20 protein-coding genes are annotated in these 23,197 nt (G+C 42.9%); 10 read left to right on the top strand and 10 right to left on the bottom strand.

The annotated features are described in order from the left end of the window. A partial coding sequence (locus BLQ57_RS15245) for a transposase family protein (RefSeq protein WP_244887420.1) occupies positions 1–181 on the bottom strand: 181 nt, incomplete at its 3' end. A gap of 183 nt (positions 182–364) precedes the next feature. Between BLQ57_RS15245 and BLQ57_RS15240 the strand changes: the two genes are divergently transcribed. Both BLQ57_RS15240 and BLQ57_RS15235 read left to right on the top strand, forming a co-directional pair. Then, positions 365–1,015, top strand: a complete 651-nt coding sequence (locus tag BLQ57_RS15240) for a TatD family hydrolase (protein ID WP_087940377.1) — start codon at positions 365–367, stop codon at positions 1,013–1,015. Then, the gene (locus BLQ57_RS15235) at positions 1,012–1,737 is read left to right on the top strand and encodes a tRNA threonylcarbamoyladenosine dehydratase (protein ID WP_087940378.1); all 726 of its coding nucleotides are present in this window, start codon (positions 1,012–1,014) and stop codon (positions 1,735–1,737) included. The genes BLQ57_RS15240 and BLQ57_RS15235 overlap by 4 nt, the downstream gene beginning before the upstream one ends. Here BLQ57_RS15235 and BLQ57_RS15230 read toward each other — a convergent pair. Further along, positions 1,726–2,208: a MaoC family dehydratase gene (locus tag BLQ57_RS15230; protein WP_087940379.1), complete on the bottom strand. Its 483-nt coding sequence runs from the start codon at positions 2,206–2,208 to the stop codon at positions 1,726–1,728. The two genes, BLQ57_RS15235 and BLQ57_RS15230, sit on opposite strands and share 12 nt — an antisense overlap. 177 nt (positions 2,209–2,385) lie before the next feature. On the opposite strand from BLQ57_RS15230, the gene BLQ57_RS15225 reads away from it, so the two are divergent. Beyond that, positions 2,386–3,189: a class I SAM-dependent methyltransferase gene (locus BLQ57_RS15225; RefSeq protein ID WP_087940380.1), complete on the top strand. Its 804-nt coding sequence runs from the start codon at positions 2,386–2,388 to the stop codon at positions 3,187–3,189. Further along, the gene (gene mtgA / locus BLQ57_RS15220) at positions 3,186–3,881 is read left to right on the top strand and encodes a monofunctional biosynthetic peptidoglycan transglycosylase (protein WP_087940381.1); all 696 of its coding nucleotides are present in this window, start codon (positions 3,186–3,188) and stop codon (positions 3,879–3,881) included. The genes BLQ57_RS15225 and mtgA overlap by 4 nt, the downstream gene beginning before the upstream one ends. Before the next feature lie 429 nt (positions 3,882–4,310). Here mtgA and BLQ57_RS15215 read toward each other — a convergent pair whose 3' ends face one another. Together BLQ57_RS15215 and BLQ57_RS15210 are read right to left on the bottom strand one after the other, a co-directional pair. After that, entirely contained in the window at positions 4,311–6,038 is a 1,728-nt protein-coding gene (locus BLQ57_RS15215; protein WP_394331274.1) for a chloride channel protein, read from the bottom strand. A gap of 116 nt (positions 6,039–6,154) precedes the next feature. Beyond that, positions 6,155–7,081, bottom strand: a complete 927-nt coding sequence (locus BLQ57_RS15210; protein ID WP_087940382.1) for a M28 family peptidase — start codon at positions 7,079–7,081, stop codon at positions 6,155–6,157. 70 nt (positions 7,082–7,151) lie between these two features. On the opposite strand from BLQ57_RS15210, the gene BLQ57_RS15205 reads away from it, so the two are divergent. Beyond that, a complete protein-coding gene (locus BLQ57_RS15205; RefSeq protein WP_087940383.1) occupies positions 7,152–8,141 on the top strand; it encodes an NTPase in 990 nt (329 codons plus the stop codon). A gap of 201 nt (positions 8,142–8,342) precedes the next feature. Here BLQ57_RS15205 and yjjX read toward each other — a convergent pair whose 3' ends face one another. Further along, positions 8,343–8,909, bottom strand: coding sequence for an inosine/xanthosine triphosphatase (gene yjjX, locus BLQ57_RS15200; RefSeq protein WP_087940384.1), 567 nt, complete (start codon positions 8,907–8,909; stop codon positions 8,343–8,345). Positions 8,910–8,930: 21 nt separating this feature from the next. Continuing rightward, a complete protein-coding gene (locus BLQ57_RS15195; protein ID WP_087940420.1) occupies positions 8,931–9,641 on the bottom strand; it encodes a YebC/PmpR family DNA-binding transcriptional regulator in 711 nt (236 codons plus the stop codon). Positions 9,642–9,782: 141 nt separating this feature from the next. Between BLQ57_RS15195 and BLQ57_RS15190 the strand changes: the two genes are divergently transcribed. From BLQ57_RS15190 to BLQ57_RS21485, 5 genes are all read left to right on the top strand, one after another. Further along, entirely contained in the window at positions 9,783–11,114 is a 1,332-nt protein-coding gene (locus BLQ57_RS15190) for an NAD(P)/FAD-dependent oxidoreductase (protein ID WP_087940385.1), read from the top strand. 93 nt (positions 11,115–11,207) lie between these two features. Next, positions 11,208–11,618 (top strand): DUF4890 domain-containing protein, encoded by a 411-nt coding sequence (locus BLQ57_RS15185; protein WP_087940386.1) that lies wholly within the window; start codon positions 11,208–11,210, stop codon positions 11,616–11,618. A 247-nt stretch (positions 11,619–11,865) separates the two neighbouring features. Further along, entirely contained in the window at positions 11,866–12,324 is a 459-nt protein-coding gene (locus BLQ57_RS15180; RefSeq protein WP_087940387.1) for a (2Fe-2S)-binding protein, read from the top strand. 11 nt (positions 12,325–12,335) lie between these two features. Beyond that, positions 12,336–13,514 carry a molybdopterin cofactor-binding domain-containing protein gene (locus BLQ57_RS21490; protein ID WP_240507837.1) on the top strand — a complete coding sequence of 393 codons (1,179 nt, stop codon included), beginning with the start codon at positions 12,336–12,338 and terminating at the stop codon, positions 13,512–13,514. Beyond that, complete coding sequence (locus BLQ57_RS21485) at positions 13,493–14,614, top strand: xanthine dehydrogenase family protein molybdopterin-binding subunit (RefSeq protein ID WP_240507838.1); 1,122 nt, start codon at positions 13,493–13,495, stop codon at positions 14,612–14,614. Before BLQ57_RS21490 ends, BLQ57_RS21485 begins: the two co-directional genes overlap by 22 nt. Positions 14,615–14,929: 315 nt before the next feature. Here the strand turns inward: BLQ57_RS21485 and BLQ57_RS15170 are convergent, their stop codons facing one another. From BLQ57_RS15170 to BLQ57_RS15155, 4 genes are all read right to left on the bottom strand, one after another. Beyond that, the gene (locus tag BLQ57_RS15170; RefSeq protein WP_087940388.1) at positions 14,930–16,408 is read right to left on the bottom strand and encodes a glutamate synthase subunit beta; all 1,479 of its coding nucleotides are present in this window, start codon (positions 16,406–16,408) and stop codon (positions 14,930–14,932) included. 1 nt (position 16,409) lies between these two features. Beyond that, positions 16,410–20,900: a glutamate synthase large subunit gene (gene gltB, locus BLQ57_RS15165; protein WP_087940389.1), complete on the bottom strand. Its 4,491-nt coding sequence runs from the start codon at positions 20,898–20,900 to the stop codon at positions 16,410–16,412. Between the two features lie 391 nt (positions 20,901–21,291). Further along, positions 21,292–22,641, bottom strand: a complete 1,350-nt coding sequence (gene gldE, locus BLQ57_RS15160; protein WP_087940390.1) for a gliding motility-associated protein GldE — start codon at positions 22,639–22,641, stop codon at positions 21,292–21,294. Between the two features lie 65 nt (positions 22,642–22,706). Then, entirely contained in the window at positions 22,707–23,186 is a 480-nt protein-coding gene (locus BLQ57_RS15155) for a single-stranded DNA-binding protein (RefSeq protein ID WP_087940391.1), read from the bottom strand. Positions 23,187–23,197 lie beyond the last annotated feature (11 nt).

Genomic DNA, 23,197 nt, shown 5'->3' with positions numbered 1-23,197 from the left:
CATCAGCTGTTTGTACTCTGGGAACCCGTGCATGAAGGAAACATTTATGTTGGAAAAAATTGAGATGCTGCCAGGTCCTTTCGACCGTATCATGGGTCTTCCCGTTCGGGAATTTAAAACCCTTCTCGAAGTCAAGATATATATCGATCTGGCCGTGGTGCCCAGCCTCAGGCTTTGTCATTATTATCTCCTTTACATGCCATGGCTTCTCTAGACCTAGGGCCATCTCAAAAATCTGATTGCTGTTCATGAAACTAAAATAGATACTTTCCCTAAATCAGTTTCCAGTTACCCACTATAAATCATCTAGAGCCATAAGATTTTATTTTAACTTAAATTAGTTCATTAAATTCTTCATTTCAAAATGAACCTTTTTGATACGCACACCCATCACCCAAAAGGATCAAAGAGTATTTTTAATGCTGAGCAGAATTTTGATACCCTGAATTCTCAGTCATATTTTTCTATTGGTCTCCATCCTTGGCATTTATATGACAAGTGGGAAGAAAAATGGGAAAATCTAGGTCATTTTATAAAAAAACCAAATTGCATAGCCATAGGTGAAACTGGCTTTGATCGATTGCATGGCCCAGATATTTCCATCCAAAAAGCGGCTTTTGAAGCGCAGGCAAAAACAGCGGTTGAGCTAGCAATCCCTCTGATTCTGCACTGTGTCAAAGGGCATGATTTACTTTTGGAATATTTGAAAAAAGCACAAAAAACTCCTCAGATCATCTGGCATGGCTGGAATCTGAAACCCCACCTAGCGGAGGAATTACTGGCTTTTCCGGTTTACTTTTCCTTTGGCGCCCATCTGCTTCGGCCCGGCTCCAATGCCTCCAAATGGCTTGAACGCTGCCCAAGGGATCGGATTTTTTTGGAAACTGACGATTCTAATCTGGACATCAGTGAAATTTATAATTCGGCTTCCTTAATTTTGCGGCTTCCCATGGAGGAGCTTGGGGCATTGACCCGAGAGAACTGGAACCGAATATCAAGTAGAAAATTGCCATGAGTGAATTTGCCTGGCTTAGTCGAACAGAGCTCATTACCGGAAGAGCTGGATTAGAAAAACTATCCCAAAAACACGTGTTGGTCGTCGGACTCGGAGGTGTGGGTTCATTTGCAGCAGAATTTATCTGTCGATCAGGTATCGGCGAAATGACCATCATCGATGGAGATACCGTCGATATCAGTAATGTCAACCGGCAACTTCCCGCCACCCAAAAAAATGTGGGTCAATCCAAATCCGAATGGATGGAAGAGCGTCTTTTGTCAATCAATCCAGGGCTAAAAATCCATACCATTCGAGAATTTTTGGACCCAGGTGCCATGACACAGCTTTTGCAAGAAAATGAATTTGACTACGTGGTGGATTGCATTGATAGCTTTTCTCCCAAGCTTCATCTGATCGAGGCAGCTTATCGTCGGAAGTTTCCTCTAGTCAGCTCAATGGGAGCAGGTGGAAAAGTAGATCCCACCAAAATCAAAGTCGTGGATATTTCCGAAACCTACGAATGCAAGCTGGCGAGAATGCTCCGAAAGCGACTGAAAAGCCGAAAAATCTATTCGGGTTTCAAGGCTGTATTTTCTACAGAGCAAGTAATCAAGGAAAGCCTAATGATGACCGATGGCTCCAATTTCAAAAAATCAGCTTACGGAACCATGTCATTTTTGCCAGCTGCTTTTGGCTGTTCCTGTGCAGCTACGGTAATCAATGACCTACTAGCTTCCTGATTCGGCGGGTAAGAAATGGTATAGGAAAACCAGCACTCCCGTAAATGCCGCCTTTCGCTGATCTTTGATCTCCAGCTTCACCTCCACCTCAGCTTTGACAGTCCCACGGAGATTGGCGACATTTTTAAGTTTGGCAACCAATCTGACCTCACTATCAACAGTAACTGCTTGAGCAAATCGAAAAGACTCAATCCCGTAATTGATCATCATTTTGAGATTTTCCACTTTGACGATCTGCTCCCAGAGGTAGGGCACAATACTTAATGTCAGGTATCCATGTGCGATGGTATTGCCAAAGGCTCCTTCGTTTTTAGCTCGCTCAGGGTCCGTGTGAATCCACTGATGATCGTGAGTCGCATCTGCAAAAAGATTAATCTGACCCTGGGTGATTTTAAAGTATTCGGAAGTGCCTAATTCTTGTCCGTTGTACTTCTCAAAATCTTCGAAACTACGGATGATTACCTGACTCATCAAAAATTATGTTTGTTGTAAAGACGAATTAGGGAATTTTAGTCCTTAAATACAAGCTTGAAGTTTTGAATACTAGCCTTCGGTGAGATTATCGGAAGATTTGAAAGAGTACATTGACCTATAAGCGGAATCAGAATAAAATTAGATACTTTCGAAGATTAATTTTCATTTACTAAAATGCCTAACTATATCCATGGCTACATCTCCGAAGAACAGGAGCGATTACTGAGTCAGGCAGGGACATTGGCTTCGCTGATTTACCCCTGGATAGACTTTTCCCAATCCAAAAACCTGCTGGAAATCGGTTCGGGGGTAGGCGCACAAAGCAAACTCCTCCTGGAGCTCTATCCGGAGCTAGAGCTGACTTGCGTAGAAATCGAGGCCAGCCAAATTGAAAAAGCCAAAACTAACTTGGCTTCCTTTTTTGATAGAAAGATAACCTTCGTACAGCAGGATGCTCAGCAGCTTAGCTTGGACAAAACCTTCGACTCGGCATTCATTTGCTGGGTGCTAGAGCATCTTTCTCAACCCCTAAAGGTGCTAAAGGGAGCTTTTTCTCATTTGAATCCGGGGGGAGTAATTTATCTGACGGAGGTATTCAATTCAAGCTTCCATTTTTTTCCAGAATTTCAAGGCCTGGCAGATTATTATGAAGCCTTTAATGAGTACCAAAGACAAAATGGAGGACACCCCGATGTCGGACTGCAACTGGGCAATCTACTGCATCAAGCCGGATTCATCGAAATAAAACTACACCATGGCGGCTTCCATCTCGATCAATCCCAGCCACAGCCCTTGGCCCTGATGTGTGACTATTGGAAATCCCTGATGAAAAGTGCCGCAGAAGGTATGAAAGAGATTGGCTTGATTTCTGACTTGGATCTTAATCAAATGGAAAAAGATCTCGATCAACTCAAAACCGAGAGGAATGCGGTATTTTTTTACCAATTTGTACAAGCAAAAGCAGTCCGAAAGCAATGAAACTCTTCCGATGGATAGGAAAAATCTTCCTAAAGGTGATCCTTTGGTTTTTCATCGTTTCTATAGGTCTTGTCATAATCTATCGCTTTGTGCCCATTCCGATTACCCCTTTGATGGTCATTCGATTGGCGGAGCAAAGTTTTGACAAGGAAAAAGAAGTCAAGCTTCATAAAGATTGGGTTTCTCTAGATAAAATTTCAAAAAATGCCTCACAGGCAGTCTATGCCGCCGAGGATCAAAAATTTTTGGAGCATCATGGCTTTGATATTGAATCCATGAAAAAGGCTTGGGAGGGGAATAAAAAAGGCAAAAATATCAAAGGCGCGAGTACGATTACCCAGCAGACCGTCAAGAATGTATTTCTTTGGCCAAACCGAAGTTACATCCGAAAAGGCCTGGAAGCCTATTTTACGGTTTTGGTCGAGCTCCTGTGGAGCAAAGAACGAATCATGGAGGTCTACCTCAATGTCATCGAAATGGGTGAAGGCATCTATGGGATAGAGGCCGCAGCCCAACACTATTATCAAAAACCTGCAGCAAAATTAAACCGGAGTGAAGCTGCAATGATTGCGGCAGTTTTGCCCAATCCGAGGAGATGGAATCCAAAACGACCTACACCTTATATTCTGGGAAGACAGGCTTGGATTCTGAGGCAAATGAACAACCTCAAACCTATTGAATTCGGGATCTGATATTTGACTATTTCAAGGGGAATTGTACTTTTTTGAAAAAAGTCAGATAAATCTGAAACAATTTTCACAGCAGCACTTAAGAATTCATTGAGCAAAGAAAATAATTCAAAATTTTATTTGCTTTGTCCCGCTGATCAAGTCGCATACATGGGGTTACCTCTTGATAAACTTGAGTTAACATTCAGTTAAAAATAGCCCCTCAGAAACAGTATTTGAGGAATAAAAAAAGCAAGAATTTTTTATCCACAAATTCAATAATTTATCCACACTTTTCCACATAGATAGTATAAAGCTCTATTTTACAGATATTTATACGATAATAAAAATTACCAAATTTGTGGATAATCGAGGCTAACTTGAGTTTTTTAGCACTTTTCAAAAGCAAAAGCGTGGATAAATTCAAAATCCAAATTTTATTCTAAATCGCCATTAATCCTGCTTTTGTCTGATCAATCTCTTACGGTAAGAATTGAAGATTCTAGACTTTGACACAAATCCCAAATAGACCCCGTCATCGACCACAGGCAAGTTCCACGCTCCGGACTTTTCGAACTTATCCATTGCTTTTTGCATGTTTTCTGTAGATAATAGGATTTCTGGAGGACTGTGCATCAAGCTTCCTATTCGCTGAGTCGATTGTTTTTCGCTGTCAAACATGATATCCCTGATATCATCCAGGGTGATGATACCTCTGAGTTCTTTGTTTTCGTCTACTACCGGAAATATATTTCTTTTAGAGATTTTCACTAAATCGATCAAATCTTTGAGGTAAGCATCCGGATGGATCGGAAGCAAATCCCGTTCAATCACATGCGAGATATCAATCATATCCAGCAGCTCCTGATCCTTGCTTTCGGGTAGTTGCCGTCCCTTATCTTTAAGTTGCTTGACATAGATACTGTCCTTCTGATAGTAAGTGGTAGTGATATACGATATCGCCGAGACAAACATCAGAGGCACAAAGAGCTCATAGCCACCGGTGATTTCAGCGATTAAGAATATAGCTGAAAGTGGCGCATGCTGTACACCGGCCATCACTCCACACATCGCCACCAACGTAAAGTGGGCCAGGGGTAAAGGAATATGAAACCCAAAGAGATTTTTGCTGTAAGCAAACAAAAACCCAAGTATCCCTCCCACATAAAGCGAGGGAGCAAAAATACCCCCCGATCCCCCTGCCGAAAGCGTCAGGGCTGAAGCGATAGGTTTAAGCAAAATTATCATCCCCAAAAAAATCAAGATGAGGTATGGATTCTCTATCGCAGAAAAGAAAGGACTTTTCTCAAGAATCTGATTGGCATTTCCATCGATCAGCATATTAAGCGTATCGTAACCTTCTCCATAGATGGGCGGAAAGAAAAACAGCATGAACCCTAAAAAAGCCCCGCCATAGAGTATTCGGATCATCTGACTTTCTAAGCCCTCCATGATCTTCTCTGTACGTAGCACAGCACGGCTAAAATAAAGCGAGACCACACCACAAACCATCCCCAAAAGCAGGTAGTAGGGCATGTGAGCTGCAATAAACTGATCCTGTAAGTTAAAATTAAAAGTGGCCTCTTCCCCTATAAGCAGCATAGAAGTCAATGAACCCATTACTGATGCGATTAATAAGGGAATGAAACTCGCGGTACTGATTTCCATCAGAATGACTTCAATGGCAAAAATCACCGCACCGATAGGTGCTCCAAAGATCGCTGATATAGCTCCTGCAGCTCCACATCCGATCAAAAGGGTTCTTTTCTTGGCATTTAGATGCATCAATAGCCCCATATTAGAACCAATAGCCGATCCGGTCACCAACATGGGCGCTTCCAATCCTACTGAGCCCCCGAAACCTACCGTAAGGGCTGAGGTGAAAATCCGGCTGTAGGTCTTCACCCTCGGAATAATGCTTTGCATCTTGGAGATATTAAAAAGCACATCAGGAATCCCATGCCCTCCTACATCTTTAAAGACATATTTCCCCAAAAGATAAGCGGCAGATATCCCAACTATGGGATAAATGATGTACATGAAATTTGCATACTCCACATAAAAGCCCTCAGTCAAGAAAAGCTGAATAAAATGAACCACCTCTTTGAGTAGAACTGCCGCCAAACCAGAAAGCACACCTATAATGCCACTGAGGATCAAAATAAAACTTTGATTACTCATGTGCCGGAGACGCCAGATCAAAAGTCTGGTAATGAGGTCGTTTTTGGCCAAAATTTTTTGGAGAATTAGTTGAAATACAAAGTAAAAAATTGCCTTTGGAATGTGAAAAGAATAACTCACTCTTTTTCTAAGTCTTCATCAAGCTGGAGAATGCACTTCAAGATCAATTCTGCCGCTGACACAAAGAATTTCTGATCAATATTTTTATACTCATCGCTTGGCTTATGGTAATCCTCATGATCCTCCACGCCGAAATAAAGATGTGGGATTTGCTTTTCGAAAAAAGCCGCATGATCTGAGGATCTTGTCCAATCATCTGCCCCTGTGCCCGGTATATCATGACCGAACTTAAGTTTGGGAAAAGAATCTACGGCAAGCTCCTCTAAAATAGTCTTCAGGCCAGGGTTATAATGTGTCCCTGATACATAGAGCTCTCCTTTTTCGTTTCTTGAAATCATGTCCATATTCACATTGAGTAAAACCTGCTCTAGCGGAAAAGGAAAATCCCTGACGAGGGCTCGAGCCCCCTGTAGCCCCAACTCCTCTGCATCTAGTGCAGCGAAAATTATCCCGTGCTTCGGTGGATTATTAGAAAAAAAAGTGGCCATTTCTAATAGTGCAGCTGTACCGGAGGCATTATCATCCGCACCATTGTAAATAGAATCCCCTTCAGCATTTTTCCTACCTATACCCACATGGTCATAATGGGCAGTGACTACAATTAATTTTTTGCTCTCCGTACCGGGAATAAAAGCAACCACGTTCACTCCTTCGTATTCTTTCTCCCCTCTTCGACTTTTGAACGAAAAAGGCTGCAAATAATCAGTATAATGAGAGTCTAGGTTCAATTTCTGAAAATGATTGAGTATAAACTCTCGCGCCTCCATGTTTCCCTTTTCACCAGTTCTCCTCCCTTCTAGCTTATCAGCAGAGAGAAAAACCATACTTTTGATGAGGCTTCGTTCACTGAGCTCCTGTGCAAATGCCTGATTCAAAGAAAAAAAACTAAGTACGAGTAGTAGAACTTGTCGATAAGTGTGCATGTACAATCGAAAATTACGTTATTTAATGCTGTGAAAATACAACCTTAAGCCCCCACCTTTCACTATTTCCATGAAATATTTCTTTTGGATCAGTTTTATCATGCTATCCTTGCCCACTGTAGGTCAAGGAAACCTTCCCGATTCTTTTTTCGATGGCAAGTCTGTGGTTTTGATTTCTGCAGATCCCTCCGCCAGACCGGTGATGGATTGGAAAACTGTCGCCGATTCCGTCCATCAAGCCCTTGTAGAGGCAGGTGCTGATCCTGTCGCCTATTATGAAATCGAGCAGGTGGCCCTTTCTGAAGAAGTTCAAAATGCTTATGCAAGAGGCTTTGAACAACGACTGATCAAAAACATCATTTTAGTCACTAGACAAAGAAATCAAGCCAGTATCCATACGGGTGATTTTAGTGGCGATGGAAAGCTGATCGCTACCACTGCTTTGTACGGGACAAGCGGAAAGGACTTGGAGGAAGCAAAAAAAGAATTTGCCATGATAGGCCAAAATCAAAAGACTAAGAATCTCCTTGTCATCGATGTACCTGAGTTTCCTGGTATCGAAACCCCTACAAACAGCTCCACCCCAAATGACCCCTCAAGGTTTTTAGCTAGAAATCCGCTCAATCTTGATGTATTCAAATTGGGTATACCTATCGAAGGATCAAGTGCTCAAACAGGTGCTGTAAGTTACTTTAGGTACGATCTCTATGGAAAATCCCCCGAAGCGATCCTTGCCGAACAAGAAGCTCAAAAATCTCAAATCCAGCAAATCATAGATCAAATCTACCCTTATGAGGTGGCATGGCTGACAGAAGCCCGTCCAAATCAGGAGCTGATTCGAGATAGAATTCAATTTTTGCTCGTTAGAGTGGAGGGAAGAGAATCTGATCTGAAAAAAAGCATGGGCTTAGAGTCCAACCCGGAAACGGAAAACCAAACTGTGGTCAAATATTACATTAAATTGATCGTAAGAGACGAACTCTACATAGGTCCTGAATGGGATGCTGATCCAGATTGGAGAGTGGCTTTTAGGAATTTTTTACAAAACCTCCAAAAATGATAAGCCTCCCTACAGGAGGGAGGCTTAGTCGCTAATTAAACTTAGGGTGATTATAGCAACTTTTACTGTCTTTGAACGACATATTTATAAATATGAAATTCCTATAACTAAAGAGCAGATTTATTTTTAAAAATCCAACTATTCCCATTTTTTTCTTAAGAATTTTGATCTTTTTCGAAATTTTTGAGGATGAATAGTCTTTCAAAAGATATTTTTATTCAAAAAAGGGATCAAAGCAAGTAAAACTGCCTGCGAATAGTAAGTTCTCCTATCCAACTTTCCCTTGGTCAAAATCCCAACAGAACCTCCGCCTTGTTTGGAATTTTCCTCCTGAAAAAACTGATCGTCTGCATGTCCTAGCTCCATTCCTGATTTGACTAATTCGGCGATGGCATTAGGCACATAAAATGTCCCTGTTTTGGCTTGTCCGACTTTTCCAGCTTTATCTAAAATATAAATCCAGGCAAAGGCAAACATGCCCTGCTCATCAGTATCGAGGCCTCCTTCTATTCCTACCCAGTAATCCCCCTCGGGAAATATCTTACTGGCTCCAAGGGCTCTATTTTTTGCTCCGAGAAGAGTCTCTGCATCACCCATGGGCTGATCAGAAACCTGAGAATAGGTATTTACTCCATTGATATGGAAGCCTTGGTTAAAAGCTAGTGTAAATGCATCTTCCGTGCTGTAAATTTTTACTGGGTTTTTACTTCCGACTATAACCAGTGGCTTTTCTGTCGGTTGGAAATTTTGTCTTTTGGGGTAGTTCATAAAAAAAAGCCTAAGCAGTGCTTAGGCCATATTGGTATATACATTATTTACGTCATCGTCTTCTTCCATTTTTTCGATCATCTTGTTGATAATCTCCTCTTGCTCTTCGGTGAGCTCTGTCAAGGTAGTCGGAAACCGCTGGAAGTCGGCAGATATCACTTCGATACCCTTTTCCTCAAGTGCTTTTTGCATCATACCGAAGTCTTCAAACTCCGTGTACACAAAAATTTCACCCTCATTCTCATCGATATCGGTCAGGCCAAAATCTATCAATTCCAACTCTAACTCTTCCAAATCGTGATTTTCGAGTTTGGTGAAGCGGAACACCGCTTTGTGATCAAACATAAAACTGACCGAACCGGAAGTCCCTAAAGATCCTCCCGCTTTGGTGAAATAGGATCTTACGTTTGCGACAGTTCGGTTGATATTATCTGTAGAAGTCTCCACGAGCACTGCAATACCGAAAGGACCATAGCCTTCGTATACAAGTTCTTCGTAGTCCTTTTCGTCTTTATTAGAAGCTCTTTTGATCGCTGCCTCTATCCTATCCTTGGGCATTTGTGCACCCTTGGCATTCTGAATGAGAGTTCTCAGTCTTGGGTTGGACGTAGGATCAGGTCCACCTGCTTTTACTGCCATCACGATTTCTTTACCTAGTTTGGTAAAGACTTTGGACATTTTGTCCCACCTTTTGAATTTTCGTTCTTTTCTGAATTCAAATGCTCTTCCCATGGATTTGCTTGATTTAGGGTGGTAAAAATAAGAAATCTTTTGGGATTGAGTGGCCTGGAGATTTTTACTGTAAGCTAAAGAAGAAAGAAAAATAACATCCATAATGACCTGAGATTCGTAAAAAGAAAGAAAAACTTTTCTATGTCTCCTTTTGCTTTGAATCCCCTACCCAATATTCCAAAATCCCCCCATCCCAAGGTAATCATCATTGGTGCTGGCTTCGCAGGCCTTAAACTTGCCAGAATGCTAAATAAGCAGCGGTTTCAGGTCATTCTACTCGATAAGAATAACTATCACCAATTTCAGCCACTTTTTTATCAGGTAGCTACGGCAGGCTTGGAACCGAGTGCGATTAGTTTTCCCCTTCGGAAAATTTTTCACCATTCAAAAAACGTCATCTTCCGAATGTGCGAGGTCCAATCCATCAACGAGGCCGACCGAATCGTCCATACAGATGCCGGATACCTAGTTTATGACTACCTAATCCTTGCCATGGGCGCAGACACCAATTACTTTGGTTCCGAATCCATAGCCCATTTTTCATCTCCCATGAAGACGGTCTCTGAGGCACTCTACATTAGAAACAAAGTGATCTCCAATTATGAAAAAGCCATCAATATTCCGGAATTGGAAAATAGAAGGTCACTGATGAATGTAGTCATAGTCGGAGGTGGGCCGACGGGGGTGGAGCTCGCAGGTGCGATGGCCGAATTGCGAAATAATGTCCTACCCAAGGACTATCCTGAGCTGAGTTTCAAAAACATGAAAGTAGTCCTGATAGAGGCTGGCCCCAGTCTCCTAGGCTCCATGTCCGAGGAAGCAAAATCTCATGCCTTAAAATACCTGCAGAAACTGGGGGTAGAGGTTTTATTGAAAACCATGGTAGAGAATTACGATGGGCAAAAGGTCTACCTCAAGGACAGGGAAACGATAGATACCCAAACCCTCCTTTGGGCAGCTGGAATCAAGCCCAACAAAATTCAAGGCTTGGATCCTTCTTGCTATGCCAAAAACGGACGTCTATTGGTGGATGATTATTCGCAGATTAAAGGAACTGAAAATATTTTCGCTTTGGGTGACATCAGCTTGATGCAAGGAGATCAATACCCCAATGGTCATCCTCAAGTCGCTCAGGTAGCGCTTCAACAAGCCACAAACCTGGGAAAAAATCTCCCGAGAATAGAATCGGGAAAACCGCTGAAAGCTTTCAAGTACAAAGACTTGGGATCAATGGCCACAGTAGGTAGAAAGCTTGCCGTAGTCGATCTGCCATTTGTCAAATTTCAGGGCATCCTAGCTTGGATCACTTGGTTATTTGTTCACTTGATGGCGATTTTGGGAGTAAAAAATAAGCTGTTGATCTTTCTCGATTGGTCTTGGAATTACCTCAGCTTCGACCCCAGTCTTCGCCTGCTCATCAAGCCTAAGTACATCAAAGAGTCTGAGCGAAAGGAGCTCATGGAACAAAAGTAGGCCCAAAGAAAGATTTAAGGTTTATTAAGAATTCAGGATTAAACGCATGAAGCATTTTAGGGTCTAAGCATCAGAACTTAAACCAAAAACAACATGAAAAACTGGATGATTGCCACAGGATTACTCCTTATGATCAGCGTAAGTAGTATAGCACAGCAAAAAAGAGGACAAGATAGACCTGACCCTGAACAAAGGGCAAAAATGATAACCGAAAGAATGGCCGAGCAGCTTGGGTTGAGCGAGGAGCAAAAAGCAAAAATTTTAGCCATCAATCTCGAGAATGCACAGCAAAGAGAAGCTCAAATGGCAGAACGAAAGGCTAAAATGGAGGCCCGAAAAGACCAAGCCAAAAATCAGGATGAAGCTATCAACCAGGTACTCACTGAGGAACAAAGAAAAAAATGGGTAGAAATCAAAGAAAGCCGAACAGGCAAAGGCCCCCGTGGAGGAATGATACAGGATAGAGAAGAATTCCGAAAACGAAGAGGGGGAGGAAATAACTAAACCAACTCAAAACCACCTGGAGACGGGTGGTTTTTTTTATCAAAAACCCCCAACCCGCATCAAAAGCCCACCATTTTTTCCCTTCACTTTTCAAAAGAAGAAAAGTACAATTCAATTCGATAAAATAGTTGGTGAGTGTAGGATCCTATCAAAAGATCATTTTCCAGCATATTCTACTTATCTTGATCTTGGTTTAATTCAATTTAACCCCTATCGTTAAAGAATTCCTTTTTAAAACACCTCTACTATGACCGAATATTCACTCAACATTAATGGTAAAACCCAATCTGTCTCTGCTCAGGAGGATATGCCTTTACTTTGGGTTTTAAGAGATCTTTTAGCTCTCAAAGGCACCAAATTTGGATGTGGGCAAGGGCTTTGCGGAGCCTGCACTGTACTATTGGATGGCATCGCCATCCGATCCTGTGGGCTCTTGATGTCAGAAGTTGGAGATGCCAAAATCACTACCATCGAGGGGATTTCCGAAAATGGAGACCATCCTGTACAAGAAGCTTGGATTCAGCACATTGTACCCCAATGCGGCTATTGTCAAACTGGTCAAATCATGAGCGCGGTAGCACTTTTGGATCGCAACCCTAAGCCTAGCGAAGAAGAAATCGAATCCGCTATGGCCGGAAACCTATGCAGATGTGGTACCTACAACCGCATCAAAGAAGCCATTCAAACTGCCTCCCTAAAACTCTAACTTAGAAAGCCATGCTTCCAAATATCAAACTATTCCGAAAAAAAGACCCCGAAAATAAAAGTAAAGTATTCATCCCTTCGAGGCGGGAGTTTCTCAAGATCAGCTCCTTGACTGCAGGAGGATTTTTATTGGGGATCAGTTTCCAATGTAGTGGGCCCAAAGGAGAACTAGTAACTTTTGCTCCTATTGCTTACTTGATGATTGATTCCGAAAATCAGGTGACTATCATAGCTCATCGATCAGAAATGGGGACGGGTATTCGCACCACACTTCCCATGATCGTCGCCGACGAACTAGGCGCTGACTGGCAAAAGGTCAAAATCATTCAAGCCGAAGCTGACTTTGATAAATATGGTGATCAAAACACAGACGGATCTTACTCGGTGCGAATGTTTTTTGACCCTATGAGAAAAGCTGGAGCTACTGCAAGACAGGCTCTGATCGCTGTAGCAGCCAAAAAATGGGGAGTGGATGCTGCTGAATGTCGAACAGAAAACTCAAGTGTCATTCACTCTGGCGGAAAAAGCATTGCATTTGGAGAGTTGGCAGAGGAGGCTCAGCAGCTGCCAGTCCCTGATGCTGAAACTGTCCAACTGAAGGAAATCAGCGATTATAAACTGATAGGAGACGGGGTACCCATTTATGATTTGAGAGATATATCTACGGGAAAAGCTGTTTTTGGCGCGGATGTCACCCTACCGGATATGAAAGTAGCAATCGTGCAACGAAGTCCTGTGATCGGTGCAGTCATCAAAGATTACGATGATAGCAAGACCTTAGCAATCCAAGGAGTTAGCCAAGTAGCCAAAATCTCGGGAAAGGGAATCCCTACTGGGTTGGATAGTCCCATCGAAGGCTTAGCAGTAATAGCTGATCACACCTGGGCTGCCATCAAAGGAAGAGATGCGCTTGAAATCAATTGGGATTTAGGCCCAAATGCCGATTACCAATCTGAAAAACAACATCAGGAAATGCTCCAAAGTACCCTGAAAGACGGTAAAGTCAGGAGAGAAAAAGGAAACTTCAAGCAAAGTCTTAATCAGGCATCCCAAGTGATTGAGCGAACTTATTTAGCACCTTTTTATGCACATGCGACCTTGGAGCCACCGGCGGCAATTGCTCATTGGACTGCGGAATTTTGTGAGTTTGGGCACCAACCCAACACCCCATGTGGGCAAGAGAAGCCCTAGCACGGGAGTTGAATATGCCATTGGAAAAAGTTAAAGTCAATGTAACCCTTTTAGGTGGAGGTTTTGGGAGAAAATCTAAACCCGACTTTGTGGTAGAAGCAGCCTTACTTTCTAAAGCAGCCAATGCTCCAGTTCGAGTTCAGTGGACCCGAGACGATGATCTACATCACGATTTTTACCACTCTCTGAGTGCACAGCGAATCAAAGCAACTCTGGACTCATCCGGAAAACTCATCGGGTGGAACCATCACACCGTTTTCCCGGCCATTGGGGCTACAGGTAACCCGGATGAACTACACCCCTCTGATGGTGAATTGGGGTTGGGATGTATTGATTTCCCATTTGAAGTACCCCACATTCGAATCGAAACCCATGAGTCCAAAGCACATACACGCATTGGCTGGCTAAGATCGGTTAGTAACATTCACCATTCTTTTGCTACTAACTCCATCCTAGACGAAATCGCCGAGACTAAAGGGCAAGATCCAAGCGAAATGCTCTTAGAACTCCTCGGTGAGGATAAAAATCTGGATTTTGGGGATGAAATCAAGGGTGATTTTGGAAACTATGGCGAGCCCTTGGAAAAATTTCCATGGAATACAGGAAGACTAAAAAACGTGATCCAGCTCGTTGTCAAAGAGTCTGGATGGAAGGAAAGCCTGGCTCAAGGAAAAGCTGTAGGTTTTGCCGCACACAAAAGCTTTCTCACCTATGTCGCTTGCGTCGTTGAGGTAGAAAAAGATGCCAACGGCAACCTTGTGATTCCAAGCGTTCACTACGCAGTAGACTGTGGAGTTCCTGTAAATAAGGATAGAATCCGTTCTCAATTCGAAGGAGGGGCACAATTTGCCACAAGCTTGGCACTTACTTCTAAGATTACGTTTGAAAATGGGCAGGTCCAACAGGATAATTTTGATAGTTATCAAATCATCCGAATGCCTCAATCTCCCAAGAAGATTCACGTTCATATCATCGACAGTCAAGAAAAACCAACGGGAGTAGGCGAACCGCCTGTCCCACCATTTATTCCCGCATTATGCAATGCGGTTTATAAATTGACTGGCAATCGGGTGTATGAGTTGCCTTTGAAAATTTCTTAACAACACCTCTAAAGAGGCCTTTCATAATAAGAAGGCCTCTTACTTTTCTATCTAAGTGGTAATAAAAGGTTAAGTTTTAAAGGATCAAGATGCATAAAAATCCAGCATTAAGCGAATGAAGGATAACATCGCCCTGATGATGCTTTTAACTTGAGATTATAGGATCCTAAAGTTTTGGTTTTATCCTCCACGGTGGATGAGATTCAATTAGGGTTTTGGTTCACACTACGAGTTAAAACTAAACTCATGCAAAAAAGCCGCCCCAAAAGGGACGGCTCAATTGCAGGGTATCGATCATCTTTTGGCCAAAAAATATTAATCTACTCCTGCAATATGATCTTCTACTTGGTAAAAGGACTCGTCTTTTTGTGGCAAGGCGGAAGATCCCATCAGATATTCATCTACTCTCACGGCAGCTTCTCTACCTTCGGAGATGGCCCAAACTACTAAAGATTGACCTCTTCTCATGTCTCCAGCTAAGAACACCTTGGAGTTACTGCTTTGGTAATTTTTAGACTTAGGCAACGTATTTTCCATAGTTTGCACTCCAAAGGCATCCAAAAGTCCATTTTGTGCAGGTCCAGTATAACCTATTGCTAAAAAGGCCAAATCACAAGGTAAAATCCGCTCTGTGCCTTGCACTTCCTCAAAAGCCATTTTTCCGTCTTTCTCTACCCACTCGATATCTACCAGCTTGAGTCCTGTCACTTCCCCTTGTTCGTTACCAATAAACTCCTTGGTCAAAATTGAGAAAATACGCTCAGCACCTTCCTCATGAGAACTTGAAGTCTTCAAGGTCATGGGCCACTCCGGCCAAGGGTTCAGATTGGTTCTTTGTTGGGGAGGCTTTGGTAGAAGCTCCAGCTGAGTCACCGAAACGGCACCGTGTCGATTGGATGTACCTATACAATCACTTCCCGTATCTCCACCGCCTATGACTAGTACATGCTTTCCTTTAGCGGATATGGGATTTTCATCCAACTCTCCACCGATTACTTGATTTTGCCTTCCCAGAAAATCCATCGCAAAATGAACTCCCTTCAGCTCCGCTCCCTTGATTTTCAACTCACGGGGCTGCTGCGCACCGGTCGCGATTACTACCGCATCAAAATTTCTGAGAATATTTTCGGCTTTGATATTAAAACCTACATCTGTCCCACAAGTAAAGATCACTCCCTCTTGTTTCATCAGCTCTATCCGTCGATCGATCACCCATTTCTCCAGTTTAAAATCGGGGATACCATAGCGAAGTAAACCTCCGGGCTTGGCGTCCTTCTCGAAGACAGTCACTTCATGCCCTGCTTGATTGAGCTGATCTGCCGCTGCCAAACCTGCCGGTCCAGAACCGATCACAGCTATATGCTTAGCTGTTCTCTTCTTAGGAGGATTAGGCTGAATCAATCCCAGTTCATAGGCCTTTTCAGCTATCGATTTCTCGATCAATTCGATTGCTACCGGATCCTTGTTGATACCCAAAACACAGGAAGCCTCACAAGGGGCAGGACAGATTCGTCCAGTAAATTCCGGGAAATTATTAGTGCTCTTCAATATCCGAATGGCCTCAGACCAATCTTTTTGGTACACGGCATCATTGAAATCAGGGATCACATTCCCAAGTGGACAACCTTGATGACAAAAGGGAATCCCACAGTCCATGCAGCGGGCGGCCTGATGATTGAGTTTTTCTTCTCCAAATGGCTGATAGATCTCCTTATAATCTCCCACACGCTCCTGTGGATCTCTTGTCACAGGTGTCTCTCTCTTAAATTGTATAAATCCTTCTTTCGCTCCCATCTTAGGCCAATGATTTTGTTTGTTCTGCTGCTCTTTTCTCTAATACTGCTTTGAAATCTCTAGGGATTACCTTGATAAATTTCTGACTGAATTTATCCCAATCTTCCAGAAACTGCTGCCCAAGGGCACTACCTGTCAATTCAATATGTCGTTTCAAATAGCTCTGAATCAGCTGATAATCTTCTTCGCTCAGCGGATCGATATCTACCAATTCAGGATTGACCTCGGTGATGTAGTCATTGAGAATATAGGCAATTCCACCACTCATTCCAGCTGCAAAATTTCTCCCGATCTCACCCAGATTGATGACAATTCCTCCGGTCATGTACTCACAGCCGTGATCTCCGATCCCTTCAATAACGGTCTTCACTCCAGAGTTTCTCACACAAAAACGCTCCCCGCCTTTACCGTTGATATAGGCTTCACCCGATGTGGCGCCATAAAAGGCCACATTTCCAATAATGATATTTTCTTCTGGCTTAAACTTGGCATTTCTACTTGGGTATACTGTCAATCTGCCCCCTGATAGTCCTTTTCCGAAGTAATCATTCGCCTCACCTTCCAATTCAAAACTGAGCCCCTTAGTCAAAAAACCACCAAAGGTTTGGCCGGCAGAGCCATTGAACTTAAAGCGAATCGTATCATCAGGTAAGCCTACACTTCCATAGATTTTTGAAATCTCATTAGAAAGCATGGCTCCAACTGCCCGATCTGTATTTTTGATTTGAAAATTACCGCTGACTTCGATCGCCTGTTCTAATGCAGGAAGGGCTGCCTGAATCAACTGTCTATCCAATACCTCTTTCAGGTCCCATTCTTGATCGATTTGCTTATGGATTCCTACATGATCTGGAACTTCGACCTTATGGAAAATAGGAGAAAGATCTACCTTATCCCACTTCCAGTGATTGAGATGTCCTGTGGATTGTAGCACATTGCTCTGCCCTACCATTTCATCCACAGTTCGGAAGCCTAGCGAAGCCATGATTTCCCTAAGATCCTCCACCAAAAATTTGAAGTAATTAACCACATGATCCGCATCTCCTGTAAAAAGCTTGCGTAGTTCGGGATTTTGAGTGGCGATGCCGACAGGACAGGTATTCAAGTGACACTTTCGCATCATAATACATCCCTCCACGACCAGAGCCGCTGTGGAAATCCCCCACTCCTCAGCTCCCAATAATGTAGCAATCGCCAAATCTCTTCCAGTACGAAGCTGTCCATCAGTCTGCAAGACTACTCGGCTTCTGAGATTATTTTTCACTAAAGTTTGATGCGCTTCGGAAAGCCCTAGCTCCCAAGGCAAACCTGCATGTCGGATAGAGGAAAGAGGCGAAGCTCCTGTACCCCCATCAGCACCGGATATCAAAATCACATCTGCCATGGCTTTAGCCACACCGGCAGCTACCGTACCCACTCCAGCTTGAGAAACCAATTTAACATTGATCCTAGCTTTGCGATTGGCATTTTTAAGATCATATATCAACTGAGCCAAATCCTCAATCGAATAGATATCATGATGGGGAGGCGGGGAAATCAGACCTACTCCGGGAGTGGAATGCCGTACTCTACCGATCCAATCGTCCACTTTATGCCCAGGAAGCTGTCCTCCCTCGCCAGGCTTGGCACCTTGTGCCATTTTGATTTGAAGTTCGGCTGCATTGGTGAGGTAATTACTCGTAACCCCAAACCGACCGGAGGCCACCTGCTTGATCGCCGATCGCTCCCAATCTCCATTTTCTTTTCGTTGGAATCGAATTTCATCCTCTCCGCCTTCTCCTGAATTACTTTTGGCTCCGATACGATTCATCGCAATGGCCAAAGTCGTATGGGCCTCATGGGAAATCGAACCAAATGACATCGCCCCGGTTGCAAACCTGCGCATAATTTTTTCAGCGGGCTCTACCTCATCTAGGGGAATGGAAATTCGTTTTTTGAATTCAAACAGCCCCCTCAAAGTAAGCGCATCCTTGCTTTGCTCATTGATCCTTTGAGCAAACCTTTTATAGAGCCCAAAATCATTTAGTCGTGTTGACTTTTGTAGCAAATGAATCGTCTCAGGATTGAATAAGTGTTTTTCCCCTCTGCGCTTCCACTGATAAACTCCACCAGTCTCCAATAGAGGGCTACTTGTCTCATAAGCTGCACGGTGACGTATCATGACCTCCTCTGCCAATTCATCAAAGGACACCCCACTGATTCTGGAGATTGTCCCTTTGAAACAACGGTCGATGACCTCAGGCCCCAATCCTATCGCTTCAAAAATCTGTGCTCCTTGATAAGACTGCAGGGTTGATATTCCCATCTTGGAAAGAACCTTGAGGAGCCCCTTACCGATTGCTTTTTGATAGTTCGCAAAGAGAGCCTTTTGATCTTTGACTTGAGGAAACATCCCTCTTTCAAAATAGTCCAAGAGAGACTCTAGTGCCAAATACGGGTTGATTGCCGATGCCCCATAACCTATTGCCGTAGCAAAATGATGAGTTTCTCGGATATCTCCTGATTCCAAAACCAAACCGGCTTTGGTACGGATTTTTTTCTTGACCAAGTGATGATGTACTGCTCCGATAGCCAAAAGCGAGGGTATGGGAGCCAATTGTTCATTACTTCCCCGATCAGAAATAATTAAAATATTTTTCTTTTCTGCTATAGCTTCCTCGGCTTCCTTGCACAACCTGTCCAGGGCCTCCAATAATCTTCCCGGCTGATGATCTGCCACAAAATGCGCAAAGAGCTTTTTACTTCTATAGCCTTGGCCTTCCATATTTTGGATTTTCTCCAAAGCTTCATTGAGAAGTACCGGCTGAGAAATATGAATCTGCCGGGTATGCTGCGGACTTTCTTCCAAAATATTATGTCCCTCACCGATTCGGGTAAACAGGGACATGACCATACGCTCCCGAATAGGATCGATAGGCGGGTTACTTACCTGAGCAAAAAGCTGTTTGAAGTAATTGGCAATGTGCTGACTTTGCTTGGAAAGTACCGCTAAAGGAGTATCCGCTCCCATGGAACCGATCGCTTCTTGGCCATTTTCCCCCATCGGGGCGAGTACTACCTTGAGTTCTTCAGACGTGTAGCCAAAGACCGTCTGACATTTCTTGATATTTTCTGTGGAGTAAGGATGACTCAGCTTCTCCGGATCCGGCTCCAATCTCAATTTGATTCTTTGCTCATTGACCCATTGCTCGTAGGGTTGCTTTCGACAGGTTTCGCTTTTGACTTCTTCATCAAAGAGCACCCGTCCTGCCTTCAAATCGGCCCAAAGCATTCTTCCGGGACTGATTCTTCCTTTTTCGACTATGGTCGCTTCACGGATAGGCAAGGCTCCTGCCTCTGAAGATAAAATCAAGCGCCGATCCTTAGTGATAAAATATCGCAGAGGTCTCAAGCCATTTCGGTCCAAGGTAGCCCCTACGGATTCCCCATCTGTAAATAGCAAAGCTGCCGGACCATCCCATGGCTCTACTAAGGAGGCGTGAAACTTGTAAAAAGCTTTTCTCTCCCGATCCATGACTTCATTATCCTGCCAGGCTTCGGGCACCAGCATCATCATGGCATGAGGCAAGCTTCTACCGCTCAGTGAGAGTAGCTCTACCATTGCATCCAGATTGGCAGAATCAGAATTTTGCTTGTTGGTGATAGGCATCAGACGCTCTAGCTCCTCATCAGAGAAAAACTTAGACTTCATCAGCGTTTCCTTAGACTTCATCTTGTTTAGGTTTCCTCTGATGGTGTTGATTTCACCATTATGAGATAGAAATCTAAAAGGCTGTGCTAGGCGCCAGTTTGGAAAAGTATTGGTAGAGAACCTCGAGTGAACTATCGCAAAAGCAGATTCGATTTTGCTGTTTTGAAGATCCTTGTAAAAAGGTAAAACCTGATCTGTTCTCAGTTGTCCTTTGTAAATAAGGGTTCGGCTAGAGAAAGAAGCAAAATAAAAGGAATGATTGACACCCGGCACCTGCGCATTGATTACTGAGGTGGCATAGTTTCTAAGGATGTACAGCTTCCGCTCTAAATCGATCCCTGTCAGGCCTTTTTTATGCTTGACAAATAGCTGCTCAATAATCGGCATCACCTCCAGTGCTCCCGAACCCGGGACAGTCTCATCTACAGGCACCGGTCGGTATCCGATCAATTCGAAATCCAACTCCTCTAAGATCTCATTGAGAAATGCTTTGGATTTTTTAAAAAGCTGCTTGTTTTTAGGAAAAAAAGTCATCCCTACCCCATAAGTCCCCTTTTCGGGAAGACTAATCGCTGTACGAGCAGTGATGTCCTTTAAAAATTCATGAGGTACCTGAATCAAAATTCCTGCCCCATCACCCGTTTTAGGATCCGATCCTCTACCCCCTCTGTGCTCCATGTTGCTGAGCATATATAAGGCGTCACTGATCGTTTCGTGAGAAGGTACGGCAGTCAAATCGACCACCGAACCAATCCCGCAGGAGTCATGCTCAAACTCCGAATGATACAAGCCTTCTTGCATATATTTATTAGATTTAATAGGTTCAAAATTTTTCAAAAAGTACAAAAAAAATTTCGATCGTTAAAATTAAGGCAATGAACAGGCTGTTTTAATGATTAATTTTTGAAAAAATGAACGTTTTTTGATTTTTAAGCAAAATGAAAACTCACTCAAAATAAAACCATGTTTTATGAAATTTGTTCTATCGCAGAAAATTTAGGGTTTAAAATCAACCTTAATTTTGAATTTATACATCAGGATTAAAAAATTTGGTTTTATAGAAATTATAAGACTGCGATTTAATTTTTTTTCATTGAAAATTTCTATCAAAGCAGAGAGTAAACATGCAACCGATTTCGAAAACCAAATAATATTTTAAATTTGATTCTTTACTAAAAATTATCGTCCTGTACTAATCTGTAAATGGAGCAGTGCCATCTTTATCTTCTGAGATCAATCTCACCTTGACCTTTTTGATTTTACGGGCATCCACCGCCAAAACAGTAAACTCAAAATCTTCGAAATTAATCTTTGTTCCATTTTTTGGAAGCTTACTATTCAACTCCAGCAACAATCCCCCAAGGGACTCACTCTCTCCCTTCACCTCATCAAAAATACTAGAATCCAATTCTAGCTTTTTACAGAAATCATTCAGGGATACTTTACCCTCAAAAATGAAGGTAGAAGTATCTATTTCTTGGAAGAAAAACTCCTCTTTATCATCAAATTCATCATTGATTTCTCCGATAATTTCCTCTATCAAATCCTCTAGGGTCACTAGACCGGAGGTCCCCCCATATTCATCTACTACGATGGCCATGTGAACACGCTTTTGCTGGAAATCTTTTAATAGTGTGTCCACTTTCTTGTTTTCAGGCACAAAAAAGCTCTTACGAATCAAGTCTTTCCAAGCAAAATTTTCATCTCTTTCTATATAGGGCAAAAGATCTTTAATGTAGAGAATTCCCTCAATATTGTCAATGGTTTCATCATAGACCGGTATCCGGGAATAGCCACTTTTATTGATTCGGTCCATCAACTCATGGAAATCCATTTCAGTATCCACCGCGGTGATTTCCATACGGCTTCTCATGACTTGCTTCACGGTCAAGGTTCCAAAATTGACTATTCCTCTGAGAATGTCTTTTTCTTCGCTTGATGTATCTTCTGTAGTAATATCCAATGCCCGGTGAAGCTCATCCACAGACAGGGAATAGCCTCTACGCTCGATTTTTCGCTCGATCACGTGACTCACCGCCATCAATAAAAGTGAGAAAGGCTTCAATACGGTAGCAAAAAAAGTCATCGTCGGAGCCATAATCAGGCTAAACTCTACCCTTGCCTTATTCGCGTAAACCTTGGGAACAATCTCTCCAAAAAAGACAATAGCGAAAGTAACTCCTACTGTCTGCACCATAATGACGATAATCCCCGTAGCATTCATTCCAAAAATACTCCATGCCACGAATGTGGTCAGGGTGACAATAGCAATATTGATCAGATTATTGAGAATCAAAATAGTGCTGAGGAGTCTTTTAGGCGAGTCCAAAAGACTAATCACCTGATTTCCTTTAGGGCTATCTTCCTCATCCAGTGTATTCAAATCTTCCGTACTAAGGGAAAAAAATGCAACCTCGGAGCCTGATACCAGCGCCGAACAGATCAAAAGAATCACAAATAAAAGTCCGTTTATCAGCAGATAGCCCATAGAAGGCTCATTAATCTGCGCGAGTAGGTACAAACTCGGGTATGGGTCATCCATGAATTATTTGAGATGGTCGGTGCAAAATTACACAATTCCCCTGAATCCGTATCAGGGGAAATTGATCAAAATGGCAAATCATCATCATCTCCCGAAGCAGGGCTTAGATCAGGAGTATTGGATTGAGGTGCAGGACTGTTTTGAGCAGACTTAGCATTAGAAGATGAGTTGTTGGACTGATTCATTCCACCCCCACCTTGTCCCATAGAATCAGGACGGCTTCCCAACATGGTAAAGCTGAGCACACGGATTTTTATCTTTTTGCGGTTTTGACCATTCTCATCCGTCCATTTATCGGATTTGATCTTACCTTCTACATAGATTTGAGAACCTTTTTTTAAGTATTGCTCTGCGATTTTGGCCTGCTGATCCCAAAGCTCAAGGTCGTGCCATTCTGTTTGCTCTACCCTGTTGCCACTTCTGTCTTTATAGGCCTCTGTAGTAGCCAAACTAAGATTAGCAACCACTTTGTCTCCTTCCAAGTATTTCACTTCTGGGTCTGCCCCTAGATTACCTACAAGAATTACCTTATTTACTCCTGCCATTGATGTTTAAT

Origin of the sequence: Algoriphagus faecimaris (genome assembly GCF_900101705.1) — a bacterium.
In the GTDB taxonomy this organism is placed as follows: Bacteria; Bacteroidota; Bacteroidia; order Cytophagales; family Cyclobacteriaceae; genus Algoriphagus; species Algoriphagus faecimaris.
The sequence above is the reverse complement of the archived record's forward strand: the minus strand, read 5'-3'. Positions and strand labels throughout refer to the sequence as shown.

Bases quoted from the DNA above. Each gene is read 5' to 3' on its own strand.
- gltB (WP_087940389.1), bottom strand. From the start codon at position 20,900: ATGCAAGAAGGCTTGTATCATTCGGAGTTTGAGCATGACTCCTGCGGG.
- BLQ57_RS21490 (WP_240507837.1), top strand. From the start codon at position 12,336: ATGCTTCCAAATATCAAACTATTCCGAAAAAAAGACCCCGAAAATAAA.
- gldE (WP_087940390.1), bottom strand. From the start codon at position 22,641: ATGGATGACCCATACCCGAGTTTGTACCTACTCGCGCAGATTAATGAG.
- BLQ57_RS15240 (WP_087940377.1), top strand. From the start codon at position 365: ATGAACCTTTTTGATACGCACACCCATCACCCAAAAGGATCAAAGAGT.
- mtgA (WP_087940381.1), top strand. From the start codon at position 3,186: ATGAAACTCTTCCGATGGATAGGAAAAATCTTCCTAAAGGTGATCCTT.
- BLQ57_RS15155 (WP_087940391.1), bottom strand. From the start codon at position 23,186: ATGGCAGGAGTAAATAAGGTAATTCTTGTAGGTAATCTAGGGGCAGAC.
- BLQ57_RS15215 (WP_394331274.1), bottom strand. From the start codon at position 6,038: ATGAGTAATCAAAGTTTTATTTTGATCCTCAGTGGCATTATAGGTGTG.
- BLQ57_RS15235 (WP_087940378.1), top strand. From the start codon at position 1,012: ATGAGTGAATTTGCCTGGCTTAGTCGAACAGAGCTCATTACCGGAAGA.
- BLQ57_RS15195 (WP_087940420.1), bottom strand. From the start codon at position 9,641: ATGGGAAGAGCATTTGAATTCAGAAAAGAACGAAAATTCAAAAGGTGG.
- BLQ57_RS15170 (WP_087940388.1), bottom strand. From the start codon at position 16,408: ATGGGAGCGAAAGAAGGATTTATACAATTTAAGAGAGAGACACCTGTG.
- BLQ57_RS15205 (WP_087940383.1), top strand. From the start codon at position 7,152: ATGAAATATTTCTTTTGGATCAGTTTTATCATGCTATCCTTGCCCACT.
- BLQ57_RS15190 (WP_087940385.1), top strand. From the start codon at position 9,783: ATGTCTCCTTTTGCTTTGAATCCCCTACCCAATATTCCAAAATCCCCC.
- BLQ57_RS15180 (WP_087940387.1), top strand. From the start codon at position 11,866: ATGACCGAATATTCACTCAACATTAATGGTAAAACCCAATCTGTCTCT.
- BLQ57_RS15185 (WP_087940386.1), top strand. From the start codon at position 11,208: ATGAAAAACTGGATGATTGCCACAGGATTACTCCTTATGATCAGCGTA.
- BLQ57_RS15230 (WP_087940379.1), bottom strand. From the start codon at position 2,208: ATGAGTCAGGTAATCATCCGTAGTTTCGAAGATTTTGAGAAGTACAAC.
- yjjX (WP_087940384.1), bottom strand. From the start codon at position 8,909: ATGAACTACCCCAAAAGACAAAATTTCCAACCGACAGAAAAGCCACTG.
- BLQ57_RS21485 (WP_240507838.1), top strand. From the start codon at position 13,493: ATGTGGGCAAGAGAAGCCCTAGCACGGGAGTTGAATATGCCATTGGAA.
- BLQ57_RS15225 (WP_087940380.1), top strand. From the start codon at position 2,386: ATGCCTAACTATATCCATGGCTACATCTCCGAAGAACAGGAGCGATTA.
- BLQ57_RS15210 (WP_087940382.1), bottom strand. From the start codon at position 7,081: ATGCACACTTATCGACAAGTTCTACTACTCGTACTTAGTTTTTTTTCT.